Genomic DNA, 17,936 nt, shown 5'->3' with positions numbered 1-17,936 from the left:
ACCATGAAAAAACAATTATTATCATGCCTTACAATTTCCATGCTGTTATTAATCATTGGGGCCTGTTCACAGACAAAGCAGGTGAGTGGAAGTTCAAACTATATCACTAAAGACATAAGAGTCGGTTCTTTCAGCAAAATTAAATCAATGAGCAGTTCGGATATTGTTTATACACAAAAGCAAGGAACTCCCACTGTACAGATTTATGGTCCCGACAACATCGTCCAGTTATTGGAAACCACTGTTGAAGGAAAAACACTGGTGGTTAAATTTAAAAAGAATAGCTCCATCCGCAATAGCGGAAAACTGGAAATCAGAGTATCTTCTCCATCATTAAACCATTTATCCATATATGGCTCAGGAAACACGACCTTTACAAATGGAATGGAGAGCAACGACGATTTAGAAATATGCATTTACGGATCGGGGAACATCAATGGAACCAATTTCTCTTGTACAAAATTGTCAACGCATATTTACGGTTCAGGAAACATCAATTTGAAAAAAATCGATGTACCATGCACAGAAGCAAATATTTCAGGTTCGGGAAATGTATTGCTGAACGGCAAATCGGGCAAAGCCGAGTATCGTATTGCAGGTTCGGGAGATATTAATGCCATAGATTTAAAGACAGAAGATGTCAATGCACATATCAGTGGTTCGGGCAGCATAAAATGTCATGCTACTGAAAACCTGACAGGAGGTGTCAGTGGAAGTGGAAGTGTGGCATACAAAGGTAATCCGCAAATAAACTTTTCAAAAAGAGGATTACGAAAACTTTAAATATAGAAACTCTCTCTTAGTTTAACTTCGCTCTATGAAGACGACGTAGCATAAACATAAAAGGGCTACTGCATCACGCGGTAGCCCATTTATTTAGTTAGTTTTTTATTGAAATTGAGAGAATTGAAACTTCACAGCCTCAAATCAAAAAGTTGTTTTAATTAAGCACACTAACTATATTATATGTTTAAAGCAAATGAAAATGTCTCTTTATCTGTGCAATAAACTCCGGACTCATATTTCCGGTAAAGTTTATTACAGCAAAATGATTCTTTTCGTGCATTAGCATCACCAGTTCAACAATTGTATCCTTCTTTTTACGAACCATAATCTGACAATTCTCAGATTTATCCTTAAAAGAAAGAAACGATTCAAACCTTCCGGTATTCTTCTCAACCACCTTCAAAGCTGCATCAAAATACTTTTTTCCTTCCACATCGGAAGTAAGCACCTGCATACTCTTGAGATTAGAGATCATATCCAGCACCTCTTTATCTTTCTCAGCATCGCTCTTCATTATCTCCTCCATCATTTTCGGACTGATCGTAACACAAGTCAGATTAGAATCCGCCTTATGTTCAGCCATAAAACGTGAAGCAAAGTCCTGGGCCGAAACAGCCACAGACAGCAATGCCATCCAGCACATTAAAAGAACGCTCTTCATTATTTTATTCCTTCATCACTCGAATCGATTCAACCTTCACACTATCTCCGGCGATTTGATCCTGTGATTTATTTATACCTTCAGACACCATCATCAAAGCAGAAGAAACTTGTTTGTAAGCCACTTCGGGATCATCGTATGTGTCCTTATAAGCATCATAATTATAATCCAAAGCCTCATCGGCAAAGAATGTATGTTGCGCTACATTGCCCAATGACAAAATCAACGCAATCACGGCGGCAGCCTTAAACAAAGGCATAAACCTTCCAACCATCGTCAGACGTTTTGCTTTTACTACAGGTGCCTCTACCTGAGCCAGAATACGTTCATCAAAGTCTTCTCCCAGCCCTGCTTCCTGTTGAACTGCCTGATAAACAAACAAGTCCTTGTAACGGAGCAAATGAGCGGGTACCTCTTCCTCCGAAAAGAAAGACCGCAATTCCGATTCCTCTTCCAAAGAAGTCTCACATTGCCAGTATCGCTCTAAAAGCTGTTCTATATACTTATAATCCATATTCATCAATCTCTAAATACCTTTGTTTTACCTTTTGTCTTGCTCTGAAAAGATTCACTTTTACCTGTTCCTCTGTCAGATTCAAGATTTTCGCTATTTCTTTATAGCTTTCCCCTTCTATATCTCTCAACTGCATAATAAGCCGTTGCTTCTCAGGAAGTTCGTTAATCAGACGATGGATGATTGACATTCGTTCCTTATTAATCAACTGATCATAAGGACCGGATGCTTCGGATTCTTCCTCCATTTCCGGTGTGAGTTCCACATTTTGAGCTTCTTTCTTTTGGCTTCGGTCTATGGCCAGATTCTTCGCCACAGTCAGGCAATAAGCCTCAATAGATCCGAACTGTGTCCACTCTTCACGTTTATTCCACACTCTAATCATCGTATCCTGAACAACATCCTCTGCTTCGGCCCTGTCGAAGGTGATTCGGAGTGCCAAACGAAAGAGTTTATCTTTCAATGGCAATATGTCGTCTCGGAAGCTGATTTCTTGCATCTCTATTAAGTTGACGGGTGAGTTGGTGAAAAGTTACAGATGTATTCCTCTTTTTTTTGAATTATTTTTTTATCCGGGTTCCTCCACCTTTGTGAATGGCTGACGCTAAGGTTATTATCACCTCAGACACACCTGCATTTATTGCTTCAAAAGAATTCTCAAGTTTCGGTATCATGCCTCCCTGAATAACCCCCTCGGCAATGTAGCGTTGAAACTCAGCATGATTAATTTGGGGGATGACACTCTCATCATCATTTTCATCACGAAGCACGCCTTTCTTTTCGAAACAATAAACCAAAGTCACATCAAAAATAGCAGAAAGAGCCTTCGCCGTTTCTCCGGCAATGGTATCTGCATTCGTATTCAGCATATTCCCCTGTCCGTCATGCGTCAACGGTGCCATCACCGGAACCACTCCTTTATGAATCAAATCAGAAAGCAATGTGGCATCTACCTGCTCTACATCCCCGACAAATCCATAATCGACCTCTTTTACGGGGCGCTTCATCGAACGGATTACATTCATATCCGCTCCGGTCAGCCCCAGGGCATTGACCCCACGGGCTTGCAATCCGGCTACAATATTCTTGTTTACCAACCCACCATAGACCATTGTCACAACCTTCAGTGTCTCCGCATCGGTTATACGGCGTCCATTGACCATTTTACTGTCAATCCCCAGTAAAGCAGCTATCTTTGTAGCCGAACGTCCCCCTCCATGAACAAGTACCTTATGCCCTTCAATGGCAGCAAAATCATCCAGTAACTGCTTCAATGTAGCTTCTTCTTCTACGATTTTGCCACCAACTTTAATGACTGTCAGTTTTTCCTTCATATTCTTTCTATTTACAAATTACGATTTATACTCCATCAGGTTACAAGCCACGAGCTACAAGAAACGAGACTGATATCATGTGCAGTATTCGTAACTTGTAGCTCGTCATTTATAAAATGATAGTTCTTTTTATTTATTCAAGGTATGTGTATCCGTACAAGCCCGAACGATAATTGGAAAGGAACTCTTTTCCTTCTTCTACAGAAATCTTCCCTTCTTTTACAGATTTTGTTACCCATGTTTCAAGAGTACGAACCAGCTTTTTCGGGTTATATTGCACGTAATCGAGCACTTCTGCGACCGTTTCCCCGTCAATAATCTGTTCGATATTATACCCCTTCTCATTGACAGAAACATGCACCGCATTCGTGTCTCCAAACAGATTATGCATATCTCCCAGGATTTCCTGATAAGCCCCTACCAAAAAGACCGCTACATAGTAAGGCTCTTTCTGCTTCAGGCTATGTACCGGCATATAATGTGCTACATTCCGGGTAGAGATAAAATTGGCTATCTTTCCATCGGAATCACAGGTAATGTCCTGCAAGGTAGCCGAGCGGTCCGGTTTTTCATCCAAACGCTGAATGGGCATAATCGGAAATATCTGGTCGATCGCCCAAGAATCCGGAAGCGACTGAAAAAGTGAGAAGTTACAGAAATATTTATCAGCCAACAATTTAGACAATCCGCGGAATTCATCGGGAGCATGTTTCAGTCCACCGGCAATTTGATTGATTTCACGAGTAATAGACCAGTAAAGACGTTCTATCTGAGCACGTGTCTTCAGGTCTACGATACCATGGCTGAACAGATCGAGTGCCTCTTCACGTATCTGCTGGGCATCATGCCATGCTTCAAGCATCTTGTTCTGATTCAATGTATCCCAAATGCCATAAAGTTCCTGTACCAGTTCATGCGCATCCGGAGCAATCTCCTCTTCATCATCCCATTCCGGCAAAGTAGCCGTCTCAAGTACCTCAAAAATCAAGACAGAGTGGTGTGCAGTCAGAGCCCTGCCACTCTCAGTGATAATATTGGGATGGGGAATACCGTTTTTGTCACTGGCATCCACTAACGTGGAAATAGAGTCGTTGACATACTCCTGAATAGAGTAATTGACACTACTCTCACTACTTGACGAACGGGTGCCGTCATAATCAACTCCAAGACCACCGCCAATATCAACAAATTCCACTTTGAAACCCATCGCATGGAGCTGCACATAGAACTGAGAAGCTTCACGCAATGCTGTCTTGATACGGCGTATCTTTGTCACCTGACTTCCGATATGGAAGTGTATCAGTTTCAGACAATCCTTCATGCCTTTACTTTCCAGAAAGTCAAGTGCCTCAAGCAACTCACTGGAAGTCAGTCCGAACTTACTGGCATCTCCTCCTGACTCTTCCCACTTTCCGCTTCCTGAAGAAGCCAATTTGATACGGATACCAATATTAGGCTGTACATTCAGCTGCTTTGCCATGCGGGCAATCAGCTTCAACTCATTCATCTTTTCAACTACCAGAAAGATACGTTTACCCATCTTCTGTGCCAGCAAAGCAAGCTCAATATAGCTTTCGTCTTTATAGCCGTTGCAGATAATAAGAGAGTCAGAATCCGTATTGACAGCAATCACTGCATGCAGTTCGGGCTTGGAACCGGCTTCAAGGCCCAAATTAAATTTCTTGCCATGGCTGATAATTTCTTCAACAACCGGGCGCATCTGATTCACTTTAATCGGATAGATGATAAAATTCTGGGCTTTGTATCCATACTCTTCGGATGCCTGTTTAAAACAATAGGCAGTCTTTTCAATACGGTTGTCCAGAATATCCGGAAAACGCACCAGCATAGGAGCCGCCACATCACGCAACTGCAACTCGTCGACCAATTCTTTCAAATCGACGGCTACGCCATCTTTTCGCGGTGTAACAACAACATGACCTTTGTCATTAATACCAAAGTATGAAGTCCCCCAACCTGTGATGTTGTAAAGTTCTTCAGAATCTTCAATACGCCACTTTCTCATTTTTCTGTTATTCAGTTGTTTTTAATAAATAATTGGACGGCAAAAATACGTATTAATCTACAGGTTGCCAATTAAATTGATATTAAATAATCGTTCCTGATATCCGCTATTTCCGTTACGCGCATCATACAAGCCTGCCAATTCATCCGCTTGTCTATAAAAATAATTACGTAGCGCAGCCACAGAATATACTCCGTCAACCCGGTAAAGTGGAAAATCCTCCGGTAAAGCCAGACTGACCTCTTCACGCTGCTCGTAGTTTAGAGCCTCCACCATATCACACGAGAAACGGTATCTTTTCTGCATATTAGTATTCAGACTCCATGGGATACAACGTTCTACATACTCCCAGCCTCTGTCCGGATCAGTCATAAAATAATAAGCAATGAATAGCCCAAGATAAAGAAGCAGATATTCATCTTTTTCTCTTCCCGCCAAAGCTTCTTCGGCCCGTGCACGCATATCCGCCGCTATCTCCGGCTTCCCGGCTTTATAAGCATAATATGCCAATTTCAGATAAGCTCTCAGATTGGCTTCGTAACAAGAAATTTGCTTGGAAATTAAAGGTTGCGCACGATTATAGGCCTCTTCAAACTGTCCAGTTTCAAGATAATAATCCAACATGAAGTTCAGCTCACAAGCTTCACAAGTCAGGTCATCCATCTTTTCCGCCAGCATCTTATCTATGTAATCTTTGGCTTTCGTATATTCCCTCATTTTAGTGTATTCCACAGACAACCGGTGATAATATGTACGCAATGAATAACCATTGCGCAAAATACGGGTTTTATAATCTTCACCTACCGCTTCCACCTGCTCCATCGGTATACTGGGAAGATCAAAGGTACAAGACCATATCCATTTGTATTTCCATAAGATATCATCCTCATTAATCAAATCCTTATGGTTTTCATAGTTGTCCAGGATTTTAGAGAACACCGCGATCTCTTCAGCATCTGCCGAGAGGAGATTCAATTCATAGATAAGGTCCAGCCTCATCTCTACAGCCCATTGTATATCTTCATTCTCATCTGCAATGCGAACAGCCTCTTTCAGTAGATTGGCTTTCTCACGGGGATGCAGGTTATCATTTTGTGCCTGCAACAGTAGCTTTTGTATCTCAAGTGTGTATTTCATACTTTTGTTTAATTGAGGAAGTTTATAAAATCATTCATTTTAGTAGTCATCAGTTCAGAAAGAGAGTGATTGAAAAGTTCCATTTCCTCACTGTTTACAGGATATTTGCCTTGTAACAGCGATTGTACATAAAGAATGCACACTACATGCTGAAACAGTTTATTGTCTCCTTGAATTTGCAGTAATGTCTGTACCATCTCGTTATCGGCATTGAAAGTCAATGTAGGCGGTAAGCGTTTTTTAGCATTTACCGAACCCAGTACTGCTGCCAACGGATTATTGGCGACTTTGCTGTTCTCTTCTTTCTCTTCGGCCACAAATATAACCGGAGTATCCACCGGTGTAAAATGTTTCAAGCGGCAGATACAGCCAAAACGTTTCAACAGCTCACTGGCTTTTGCCTCAAAGGCCCGGTGTTCTTTGTTACCTTCCACTTCAGCAAACTGCTCCAACAGACGAGCGGGTGAGATCTCCTCCAAAGTCAGTTCCTGATTAAGACGGGCATACTTCTTTAACAGCGTTTCATCAAATGTATAGGCAGCATTGATCACCAACCGGCCTTGTGCACCGGCTATTCTCCGTACTTGCCTGAAGTCTTCCAGATTACGTGTATAGCCAATGGTATTCCCCGCCGAACGGATGCTCCCGAAACTTCGTATTCCCCTGTTCGTTTCAAAGGGCAGGTAATCCATAAACAAACGTAGCAGTTCATTATCTTCCGAAGCTATGGCTTTAATATGGAAATGATGGACATCCAGTATTTTGTCAAACACCGATCGATTGTTCTGCACCAATCCTCGAAGATACTCCTTAATAGTAACCCCGATCTCTTTGCGGGCATCTTTCAATAAATCATTGCTGACAAACGACTCGCGCGACGCAGTAGAAAGAAGCCCGTCGGCATTTACCAAACATCGAATGAAGAATGCCCATGAGGGCAAAAGGTTACAATCATCTTCACTCAACAACATCCGCTTCAAATACACCTTATGCGAGTTACGTACAGAAAATTGTGTACGATAAGGCAATACGTAGAGTACGCCTTCTACCCGCCCGCTCTCTGTACGGATACGAAAGACATCAAGAGCAGACGACTGAAAAACCTTCGTCCCATAGTCCAATAACTCTTTTCGGGTAGCTTTCGGATTGAGCCAGACCGGTGACGGGGTATTAACCAGTTCTTCTTCCTCTCCACGATGCAGATAAATCGGGTAAGGCAACACCTCTCCATAACTGATCAGTATTTTCTTGAACACTTCATACTCAAACAAATGAGTCCACTCACTTTTGGGGCACAACACGACCCTTGAACCTATCGCCCACTCTTCTTCGGGAAAAGTGGTCTGATAAGTGCCATCCACCTTTCCACACCAGCAGACGGGGCTTCCTCCCATTGCCGACCGGCTCTCTACCCTAATTTCATTGGTCACCACGAAACAAGACAGCAAGCCTATGCCGAACCGACCGATAAAATCGTCTGCATCGGGGGTATCTCTCTTCGAGCTTTCACCAATAACCGTAAGAAAACGATGGACTTCCTCTTCTTTCAAGCCGATCCCATTGTCCTGAAAGACCACCGAACCGTCCTCTTTCAGAAAAACATCAATACGCCCGGCATAACTTTCGTCGATATTATGAAGTGCGGTAATAGCATCTACACAATTCTGCAACAACTCCCTGACAAAGGTATTCGGGTTACTATAAATATGTTCTGATAACAGGGCAATCATCCCTTTTAGATTGACCTGAAACAGATTATTACCTTCTTTTTCCATTTTACTTTAGCGTTGTCTTCTTCCTGTAATCTTCAAGGCTTTCTCATTTCCATTCTCAGCAGCCTTCTCAAACCACTCCATGGCAATCTCATCATTTTCCTCTACTCCGTTTCCCATCAGATAAGCATTACCCAATTCGAACTGTGCTTTATCACTGTTATGCTCTGCAGCCTTCATCAGCCATTGAATACCTGTTTCCGCATCGGGCACACAACCTTCACCGTACATCAGCATTTTGCCTAAATAATAGTAAGAAGCCACATTCTCATTTCCGGCAGCATCATTAAACCAACGGTAGGCTTCTGCATAATTCTGTTTTACACCGACTCCATTGTAATAACACAATCCGGTGCGGTACATACTCATGACATTTCCACTGTCCGCAGCTAACGTGTAATATTTAAACGCCTCGGTTTCATTGTCCTCCACCCCGATTCCCATCTCGTAGCAGATTCCCAGCCCTTCGTTATAACATTCTGACTCAGCAGCTTTTTTAAAGTAGTTGAAAGCCTTCTCCGATTCATTCAGTTTGTCATAGTCATAGAGATAGTACTCACCCATGCGCAGCATAGCTAAGGGAATATCATTGGCGACCGCCTTCTCATACCACTCCACAGCCTGTTTATTATCTTCCGGACAAGCGCCATAACCAAAGAAATAGTAATCTCCCATCTTAAACTGAGCGTAGCCATAATCTTGTTCGGCCGCTTTGGTCATATATTCAACTGCCTGATGCGGGTTCTCTTCTACCCCACTGCCATATTCATAAGCCAGTCCTAACTCCGTAAGGCAACGCGGTTCGTTGTTCTCCGCCCCTTTAGCAAACCATTCGAGAGCCTTATCCGGATTCTCTTCCGTACCAATCCCATTCTTATAGCAACGTCCGAGAGCAAAGATTGCATCTCCGTCTCCCCTTCCGGCCGCCTTTTCATACCAAGCGAATGCCTCTACGGGTTGTGGTTCACCGATGATTCCTCTGTCCAAATAAAGACCTACACGATACATCGCATAAGGGTACTCCTCCTCAGCGGCTTTCTGAAACAATTCGAAAGCTTTCCCATAATTCTGTTCTACCACATCTCCATTTTCATATAAGAATCCTAACTCTACCAATGCAAAGCATGAACCTAACCCCGCAGCCTTTTCATAATAGGCTTTTGACTTCTCAGCATCCGTAACACCGGCGTATCCGTTAGCCAGATAAAGAGCCGCCCGGGAGTATCCGTCAGCATTATTCATAGATGCCGCCTTCTCATAATACTCCATGGCTTTCAGGTAATCCGGATCTTCGGAAAGTAATCCGCGTTCATACATCCAACCGATACGGTAGGCCGCATTACCGGACCCCAATTCAATAGCTTTCTCCAGCAACTGCCGTGCACGTTGGATATCTTCTTCCACCAATTCACCGTTAAAGTAAATATTAGCAAGAGTCTCAAAAGCCTCTACATAATTATCGTCAATGCAACGCTGCAGGCACATCAAACCACGTTCTACATTTTTATACTCATCATTATAAAGGTAAATCAAAGCTAATTCATAGGCGCAATACGATTCGCAGTAAAGCATTCCCTTCTCCAACCATTCAATGGCTTTAGGCATGTCAAGCCACTCTTCTTCCTGATAATTATACCCCAGGAAATTGGCTGCAGACCATACACCGGCATGCCAGGCTTTCTCCCATAACTCAAACGCCAGCTCTTTCTTTTTACCAAGTTCCGGATAACGGAAATAGAGCGTAGCCAGATTCTTGAGAGAATATAAATTAGGAACAAGTTCAAGAGACTTCTCATAGCATGCTGCCTCTTCGGCCACATTTCCTTCTTCTACGTCCAGTGCATCGCCCATAGCGGCATAAACATGAGCACGCAGACGGTGTCCTTCAGGGAGTTCACCAAGCAGTTCTTTCCGCATAAGCAAAGCTTTCTCTTTACTACCGGTGTGTTGTTCGGCATAGGCCCGGTAGTATTTTCCCCATAACACAGCCTCGGGTGAAGACAGAGCCTCAAAGCGGCGCTCTCCTTCCGCTTTATCCTGTTCACAATAGAAGCCCATATAACGCCAATAGGCAACGGTTGCCTCAGCTTCCGGACTTCCCATAGCTGCCGCCTTCTCATAATAAGGAAATAAGAGACTGAGATCACGTGTCCCATAACGGGCTTCTGAATATTGCGCACCTTTCTGCGACCAACCGGCACCGTTAAATACAGCTACACGATCGCATATACTTATCACCTTCTCCCACCAATAAGCATACTCTTCTTCATTAAGATCCACCTCTACATTACAATCGTATGCACTGAATATCTGTTCAAAAAAGTCAGCTGTGAGCGTTTCATCTTCCTGTGTATCCAATGCGTACTCACATACAGCAAGTGCTTCCCACCAGTTTTCGGCATTCAGCAATGTAGCAGGTGTAAACTGAGGGAACCATGCGGCGGCAGGTTTCCCGGATGCCCGGACTTGACGGGATAAGGCTTCGAATTTCTCTTTTAAAGTTTCCATAATTGTCTGATCGTTTTATTTGGGTTGTAAGATACCGGAAGGCACAAAACCTCACAGCGACTGCAAGATAGTAATATTGGTCGACTGAACAAAAAATAGAGAAGAAAAAGAATGATTGCCGAATCAGAAAATAAGTTTTCTTAGAGTTTAGCTTACTATGTGCAAATCCAGAAGTTTGCGCAATTGTTCCACGGAAGTTTCAATCTGCTTGCGATCCTCCAATTCGTCAGCACAGAAAATATATTTAGCCTGACGATAAAAAGATGAACGTTTTTCAAGCGCCTGTATTATAAAATCAAACAGTTCGTCATCTTCCTTTCCTTGCAGTATGGGGCGCTGCTGCTTGGCAACCCGTAACCGACGAAACAGCACTTTGGGGTCTACATCCAAAAAAACAGTAGTACCAACCCGGTTCATATACTCCATGTTGTCGAAAAAGCAAGGCGCTCCTCCCCCTGTAGAGATTACCACATCTTCAAATTCACCAACCTCATGTAACATGCTCTTTTCAAGTTCCCTAAAGCCGGACTCTCCCCGCTCGGTAAATAATTCTCCGACCGCCTTGTGAAAACGTTCTTCAATATACCAATCCAGATCGATAAATGGGACATGTAGTTCTCGTGCGAGAGCTTTTCCTAACGTAGTTTTCCCGGCCCCCATATAGCCGGTCAGAAATATACGAATCATAAGCAAACGGCATTTTGGTGCAAAGATAGATATTTATTAATAGAACAACCAATAACCCGGATGGTAACTTTTCGCATGCAAGCATGAAAATAAAAACAATCCTATACGTACCCCTCATACAAAAAATGCATTTCGATCTTCCATCTTCCACCTTTCGGAACATTAGCAGATGGTTATCAATAAATTAAAGAGGTGGAAGATCGCATTTTCAAGGCATTTATCTTCCACCTCTATCTTCCATCTTCCACCCTCTTTTTTTAAGTAAAACTCGAAATACACCACTGATTCCCAATAGCATACCATTAGTTCCTTATCTATATTCGCCTATTATACCATTTTATTTTCCTTAATACCTTTTCTGTTTATGCTTCTTTCTTTATCCCAGCCCGGGTACGCAGACCCATGAGCCCGTATACCTGTGCCCATGAGCCCGGGTATGCGGGCCCATGGGCACAGCTACCCGGGCCGGAATAAGGGCACTGTTCTTCTTCATAACAAACTTAATCATAACACATTGCAGACAAAGCCATGTAACGCTACTCAGTAAGTTCTTACCAAAGATAAAACGATATTAATCCTTCAGGTTAAATGAATATACCTTATTTAAAGACCTTCACTCTGGAATCCAGATCTTTAAAATCCTTATCACCCGGTCCTTGCACAGGAAGTCCAAACGGCATTTCGGCAATCAAGTGCCACTCTTCCGGTAGGTGCCAGGTATGACGCACTTCTTCGTCAATTAGTGGATTATAATGTTGCAGGGAAGCTCCAAAACCGGCATCTTCCAACATTGTCCAAACCGCCAACTGATGCATCGCAGACGTTTGCAACGACCACCCCGGAAAATTATCTTTATAACTACTGAAAGCATTCTGGAGCCCCTTCACAACCGACTGGTCTTCAAAGAATAAAACAGTTCCATAACCACTGGCAAAAGAATTATCAATTTTAGCTTCAGTCGTTTTAAAAACTTCCGGTGGAACAATCTTTCGCAATGTTTCTTTTACAATATGCCATAGTTTCTTGTGATTCTCACCCAACAACAGCATTACACGAGTGGACTGAGAGTTAAATGCAGAGGGCACATGGGTTACAGCAAGATTGACAATCCGCTCTATCTCCTCATCAGAAACCGGAGACTGATTTGTTATCGAATAATAGGTCCTTCTATGCTTGAGGGCCTCTTCGAAGGATTTTTTCATAAAAATACTCCTTTCTTTTTTACATTGGTTCTTTGAAATTAAAACAACCTATAAACGAAAGTTGTTCGGTAATAGAATATATTCGTACCTTTACTGCCCAATAAGCTGAAAACACCAAGTATGGCCAAACAAAAATATTACGTTGTATGGGATGGAGTAACTCCCGGCATTTATACATCCTGGACCGAATGTCAGCTGCAGGTGAAAGGATATGATAGTGCCAAATATAAATCTTTCGATAACCGGGAGGAAGCAGAACGTGCTTTTGCTTCATCACCTTATGCTTATATCGGCAAGAATGCTAAGAAGAAAACAGCTGATTCCCCTACCCCCCCAGACACACTCCCGGCAGCGGTCATTGAAAACAGCCTTGCAGTAGACGCAGCATGCAGTGGTAATCCTGGACCTATGGAGTACCGTGGCGTTCACGTCGCAAGCCGACAAGAGATTTTTCATTTCGGCCCGATGAAGGGGACTAACAATATTGGCGAATTTCTGGCATTGGTACATGGACTCGCTTTACTGAAACAGAAAGGATTCGACATGCCTATCTATAGCGATAGCGCAAATGCAATCAGCTGGGTAAAACAAAAAAAATGCAAGACAAAACTTCCCCGGACCGCTGAAACAGAAAAATTGTTCGGATTGATAGAACGTGCAGAAAAATGGCTTAAAGAAAATAAATATTCCACCCCAATATTGAAGTGGGAAACCAAGCAATGGGGAGAAATCCCGGCAGACTTCGGAAGGAAATAAGGATTGTATCGTATCACCCCCAATAACAAATAAATCCCGAAAGGAATACTACCGAAAAAATTTCTTTCAAACATGATAACGTTCAACCGCCTCAAAGATTCTTTCTTCTGATATCGAATTAGCTATAACCCCGGTAGGGCAAATCCACCTTGCCCTACCCGCCTTAGCAAAAAAGTTATTATTAAAAAGTGAGGGAGTTCACTATCTCTCTGCCATGCCTACAGCGACTGCATGTCATTCAGTCGTTTATAATAACCGTTCTTAGCCAATAATTCTTCGTGTTTTCCACGTTCTACTATTTCTCCTTCATATAGTACACATATTTCATCTGCGTTCTTGATGGTAGAGAGACGGTGGGCAATAGCAATGGTGGTACGTGTTTTCATTAAACGCTCCAATGCCTCCTGTACCAACCGTTCCGACTCAGTGTCTAAAGCAGAAGTAGCCTCGTCAAGAATCAAAATCGGAGGATTCTTCAAGATAGCCCGTGCTATACTGATACGCTGACGCTGGCCTCCGGAAAGTTTACTGCCTCGGTCACCTATATTCGTATGATAGCCGTCTTCTTTCTCCATGATAAAATCGTGAGCATTGGCAATCTTGGCAGCCTCAATCACTTGCTCCATCGTAGCATTTTCTACACCAAAAGCTATATTATTAAAGAAAGTATCGTTAAACAAGATGGCTTCCTGATTGACATTCCCGATCAGGCTGCGCAAGTCGGAGATGCGAACGTCTTTAATGCTGACTCCGTCAATAGTAATCGCTCCTTCCTGTACATCGTGATAACGGGGCAACAAATCTACCAACGTAGATTTCCCTGAACCGGACTGTCCAACCAAAGCAACGGTCTTACCTTTAGGTACAGTGAGGTTAATATGTTGAAGCACTTCTTTCTTTCCATCATAGCTGAAAGAAATATCCCTAAATTCTACTTTCTCTTTTAACCCATTCAGCGGCTTCGGTTCAGGAATCTCCACAATCTTATTTTCCGCTTTCAGAATCTTATCCACACGCTCCATCGAAGCCAAACCTTTAGGAATATTATACCCGGCTTTTGAAAATTCCTTCAAAGGATTGATTACGCTATAAAGGATAGTCAGATATACCATAAAAGTAGAAGCATCAATAGAAGAATGACTGCTCAAAATCAGTGAACCGCCAAACCAAAGCACAATTACAATCATGGTCGTACCTAAAAACTCACTCATCGGATGGGCTAATGCCTGACGGGTCGCCACTTTATTGGTTGCCTCCCGAAACTCGTTACTGCATTTCAGGAAACGATTCATCATCTTATTTTCAGCAATGAAAGCCTTAATGATACGAAGTCCTCCTAATGTTTCTTCCAGTTGCGACATCGTATCGCTCCACTTTGCCTGAGCTTCAAGGGATTGACGTTTAAGTTTTTTGCCTACCGTACCCATCACCCACCCCATCAATGGTACAACCAATAAAGTGAAAAGGGTTAGTTGCCAACTGATTACAAGCAGCGTAGTAAAATAAGCGATTATCAAGATCGGATTCTTTACCAACATATCCAATGAACTGGTAACCGAGTTCTCTATTTCTCCCACGTCCCCGCTCATACGGGCTATGATATCTCCTTTTCGCTCCTCCGAGAAGAATCCAAGTGGCAAACGAATCACTTTATCATAGACCATCACTCGAATATCCCGTACCACACCGGTACGCAAAGGAATCATCACGGCTGACGAAGCGAAATAGCAGAATGTTTTAAAGAAAGTCATTACCACTAAAAAGAGTCCTAACAACATCAGAGTAAAAGAAGCGCCGTTGATCTGGATCATATCTGAAACATAATAATAGAAATTATTTATCAGAAGGTCCTTTGTACTAATTGAAGCAGTATCCCATGGGATAAACTCATATACATCTTTATCAACCTTAAATAATATCTGTAGAATGGGGGCTATCAAAGAAAAAGAAAATATATTCAGAATGGCCGAGAATAAATTTAGTATCAACGCCCATATTACATACTTCTTGTAAGGCGGCACAAAACGCCGCATAAGTTGAAAAAATTCCTTCATTACTTACTATTAAATGATTAAGTTGCAAAGATAACAGAAAATATTCAGCAAGTTACTATTCAGAGAGTAGAAAGTCAGTGGCGAATTAAGCAGATGCTCTCTTTTTATACTGCAAAAACAACCACGCATCCCATAAAGCTATCAAATATATATTCAGAAAAACAAAAACAATATGTTATCTTTGCAACGTACAAAGACAATAGCATATTACTAAACCTAAATAAAAATGGAAAAATCGGGAACACTCCCCCTTATTAGCATTATTGTGCCTGTATACAATGTAGAGGCATATTTACATCAATGCCTGCAATCAATTTTGGATCAGACATATACTAACCTGGAGATTATTGTTGTAGATGATGGTTCCACAGACCATTCACCTGCTATTTGTGACCATTTTGCAGCCTTAGACGCTCGCGTGAAAGTGATACACAAAAAGAATGGTGGACAAAGTGCTGCCCGCAATATCGGTTTAGACACAGCATCCGGAGAATATATCGGTTTTGTGGATAGTGATGATTGGATTGATAACGATATGTATGAGACACTTTATAATCTAATCAGTCAATACGGAGCAGATATATCTGCCTGCACACATTATCTGGAATATGAGGATGGCAGACCAACTGTCTACAGATCGAAAGAGGAAATAATGACTTTCAACCATGCAGATGTTATGAAAACATTGTCCGAAGATAAGATTATAAAAAATTATGTCGTAGAAAAATTATATAAACGTGACCTATTTACCGGATTATATTTCCCTATTGGACAAGTTTTTGAGGACATATCCCTAAGTTATAAGATATTTGATAGATCCAACAAAACAGTATTAAAATATAAACCTAAATATCACTACAGAATTCGTTTGGGAAGCACTACTAATTCTTCGTTCAGCCCTCTCAAAGGAATACAATATGTGCAAGCCATACACGAACAATACCAATTCATGAAAAAACGTCAACTAATCAATGACAAACCTGTAATGATTATAAAAAAAAGCATCCACTTAATCAATCACACGATTATACTCCCCTCCTCAACACTCAACAATGAGGTCATTGACAAAACATTAGAGATTATGCACCAATATGATTATCTAAAACCACAAGATATCGGAGTGTCAAGAACCATCAAACGATATTTCATTTATCATCATTTCAGAATATATAAAATAGGAATGACACTTTATCGCAAACTGATTCCCAAGAAGAGAAAAGTTTAAACTTATATTCTCCTAAAAAGGTATTCATACAAAAGAGATTATAACAATGATTCGAACAAACCGAGCCATTTTTGTCCGACAATTTCAGGAGAGTACTCTTTTGATTTCAAAATCACGTTATTCCGCATCTTTTGTAACTTTTCCGAATCCATCAACAGAGACAATAACATCTCAGCATATTTATGTAAACTAAAAGAAGGTACAAGGCACCCATTAACGCCTGAAGGCGACAAAATCTGGCGTATCCCGGCTACACAATCAAAAGCTACAGGTACGACACCATTCGCCTGAGCCTCCGTCAAACATAGTGGCCATCCCTCAAAAGCTGAAGTCAAACATAATACGGAAGCATCACGATAGAAATCATCGACATGATCGCTATGTCCCGCAAAACGTATTCGTTGAAGTTTCATCTTTTGACTTTTTGCTTGAAGTAGAGGAAGTTCTTTTCCACCTCCTACTAAAATCAATTCCCAATCCGGTACTTTTTTATATATCATTCCCCAAATATCCAACAAACGGTCAACCCGCTTATCATAATAACTCATACGCCCAACAAAGAGAATCTGCTTTTTCTTATTCAAATTAACATTCGGACATTGTCTCTCAGAATTATATATAACATGTACTTTCTGCTCATCAAGTGATACTCCCATTTTATTAAGCAGTATTTGTTTATATTCCTCACACAAAACAGTAAAAGCATCAACTTGATCATAAACAAACTTATATTGATTAATAAAAAAAGAGTCATATTTCTTTAACCATACTATCTTTGGATAAGTTAATACCCCCCATTCCAACATTTTAAAGAAAGAACCACGCGCTCTACCCCTTCTCCTATGTAGACGGGCTGTTATTTCCCAGAAAGGAGTGCTGTGACAAGCAAAGATCAATTTACTATCAACTTTACTTTTAATAAAATCCAACCTGCTTAAAAGACAAATAGGCAGAATAAAGATATCAATTTTCAACGAGTTGAGAGTATGAATGATAAAGTCAGCATTCTCCTGACTGTCAACATCGCCTCCACCTTGAAACTCAATAACCTTAATATTGGAATAACTTCCACTGTTAATCTGATGTGTAATAACATATGTTTCATAGCCATATTGAGCTACAAAATCGGCAATATCCATTGTAACTCTTTCAGCTCCTCCAGCAGGAAACTCACTATGAAAAAATAAAATTCTTCTCTTTATCATATACAAAAGTATGTATAGGCAAGACAACAAACGGATTACATTTACATTTTTTAGGTTAAAAGAGCACGT

15 protein-coding genes are annotated in these 17,936 nt (G+C 41.5%); 3 read left to right on the top strand and 12 right to left on the bottom strand.

From position 1 onward, the window contains the following. The first annotated feature begins 3 nt into the window (after positions 1-3). Positions 4-783, top strand: coding sequence for a head GIN domain-containing protein (locus QK890_RS14985; protein WP_005812215.1), 780 nt, complete (start codon positions 4-6; stop codon positions 781-783). A gap of 187 nt (positions 784-970) precedes the next feature. Here the strand turns inward: QK890_RS14985 and QK890_RS14980 are convergent, their stop codons facing one another. The 10 genes from QK890_RS14980 to QK890_RS14935 all read right to left on the bottom strand — a co-directional run bounded on the left by QK890_RS14980 (position 971) and on the right by QK890_RS14935 (position 12,627). Further along, complete coding sequence (locus QK890_RS14980; protein WP_005779373.1) at positions 971-1,447, bottom strand: DUF4252 domain-containing protein; 477 nt, start codon at positions 1,445-1,447, stop codon at positions 971-973. Between the two features lie 4 nt (positions 1,448-1,451). Further along, a complete protein-coding gene (locus QK890_RS14975; RefSeq protein ID WP_005779375.1) occupies positions 1,452-1,961 on the bottom strand; it encodes a hypothetical protein in 510 nt (169 codons plus the stop codon). Then, positions 1,951-2,460, bottom strand: a complete 510-nt coding sequence (locus tag QK890_RS14970; RefSeq protein WP_005779377.1) for an RNA polymerase sigma factor — start codon at positions 2,458-2,460, stop codon at positions 1,951-1,953. Before QK890_RS14970 ends, QK890_RS14975 begins: the two co-directional genes overlap by 11 nt. A gap of 61 nt (positions 2,461-2,521) precedes the next feature. Then, a complete protein-coding gene (argB, locus tag QK890_RS14965) occupies positions 2,522-3,295 on the bottom strand; it encodes an acetylglutamate kinase (protein ID WP_032531031.1) in 774 nt (257 codons plus the stop codon). Positions 3,296-3,428: 133 nt separating this feature from the next. Continuing rightward, positions 3,429-5,321: a biosynthetic arginine decarboxylase gene (gene speA / locus QK890_RS14960; RefSeq protein WP_005779381.1), complete on the bottom strand. Its 1,893-nt coding sequence runs from the start codon at positions 5,319-5,321 to the stop codon at positions 3,429-3,431. Between the two features lie 57 nt (positions 5,322-5,378). Further along, on the bottom strand, positions 5,379-6,458 hold the full coding sequence (locus QK890_RS14955; protein WP_005812223.1) for a hypothetical protein: 1,080 nt from the start codon (positions 6,456-6,458) through the stop codon (positions 5,379-5,381). A gap of 8 nt (positions 6,459-6,466) precedes the next feature. Next, positions 6,467-8,233 (bottom strand): HSP90 family protein, encoded by a 1,767-nt coding sequence (locus QK890_RS14950; protein WP_032540415.1) that lies wholly within the window; start codon positions 8,231-8,233, stop codon positions 6,467-6,469. A gap of 6 nt (positions 8,234-8,239) precedes the next feature. Next, complete coding sequence (locus tag QK890_RS14945; RefSeq protein WP_032540416.1) at positions 8,240-10,738, bottom strand: tetratricopeptide repeat protein; 2,499 nt, start codon at positions 10,736-10,738, stop codon at positions 8,240-8,242. Positions 10,739-10,885: 147 nt separating this feature from the next. Continuing rightward, positions 10,886-11,425 (bottom strand): shikimate kinase, encoded by a 540-nt coding sequence (locus QK890_RS14940; protein ID WP_005812227.1) that lies wholly within the window; start codon positions 11,423-11,425, stop codon positions 10,886-10,888. Between the two features lie 599 nt (positions 11,426-12,024). Further along, positions 12,025-12,627, bottom strand: coding sequence for a nitroreductase family protein (locus QK890_RS14935; protein ID WP_367627436.1), 603 nt, complete (start codon positions 12,625-12,627; stop codon positions 12,025-12,027). 120 nt (positions 12,628-12,747) lie between these two features. Between QK890_RS14935 and QK890_RS14930 the strand changes: the two genes are divergently transcribed. Next, positions 12,748-13,383 carry a viroplasmin family protein gene (locus QK890_RS14930; protein ID WP_005779394.1) on the top strand — a complete coding sequence of 212 codons (636 nt, stop codon included), beginning with the start codon at positions 12,748-12,750 and terminating at the stop codon, positions 13,381-13,383. Positions 13,384-13,601: 218 nt separating this feature from the next. Here the strand turns inward: QK890_RS14930 and QK890_RS14925 are convergent, their stop codons facing one another. After that, a complete protein-coding gene (locus QK890_RS14925; protein WP_005779396.1) occupies positions 13,602-15,437 on the bottom strand; it encodes an ABC transporter ATP-binding protein in 1,836 nt (611 codons plus the stop codon). Between the two features lie 226 nt (positions 15,438-15,663). On the opposite strand from QK890_RS14925, the gene QK890_RS14920 reads away from it, so the two are divergent. Beyond that, on the top strand, positions 15,664-16,662 hold the full coding sequence (locus QK890_RS14920; protein ID WP_122296271.1) for a glycosyltransferase: 999 nt from the start codon (positions 15,664-15,666) through the stop codon (positions 16,660-16,662). Positions 16,663-16,700: 38 nt separating this feature from the next. Here QK890_RS14920 and QK890_RS14915 read toward each other — a convergent pair whose 3' ends face one another. Continuing rightward, positions 16,701-17,867, bottom strand: a complete 1,167-nt coding sequence (locus QK890_RS14915) for a glycosyltransferase (RefSeq protein WP_022011203.1) — start codon at positions 17,865-17,867, stop codon at positions 16,701-16,703. Positions 17,868-17,936: the final 69 nt, after the last annotated feature.

Source organism: Bacteroides sp. NGMCC 1.200775 (assembly GCF_040798045.1).
Taxonomy (GTDB): domain Bacteria; phylum Bacteroidota; class Bacteroidia; order Bacteroidales; family Bacteroidaceae; genus Bacteroides; species Bacteroides hominis.
The sequence above is the reverse complement of the archived record's forward strand: the minus strand, read 5'-3'. Positions and strand labels throughout refer to the sequence as shown.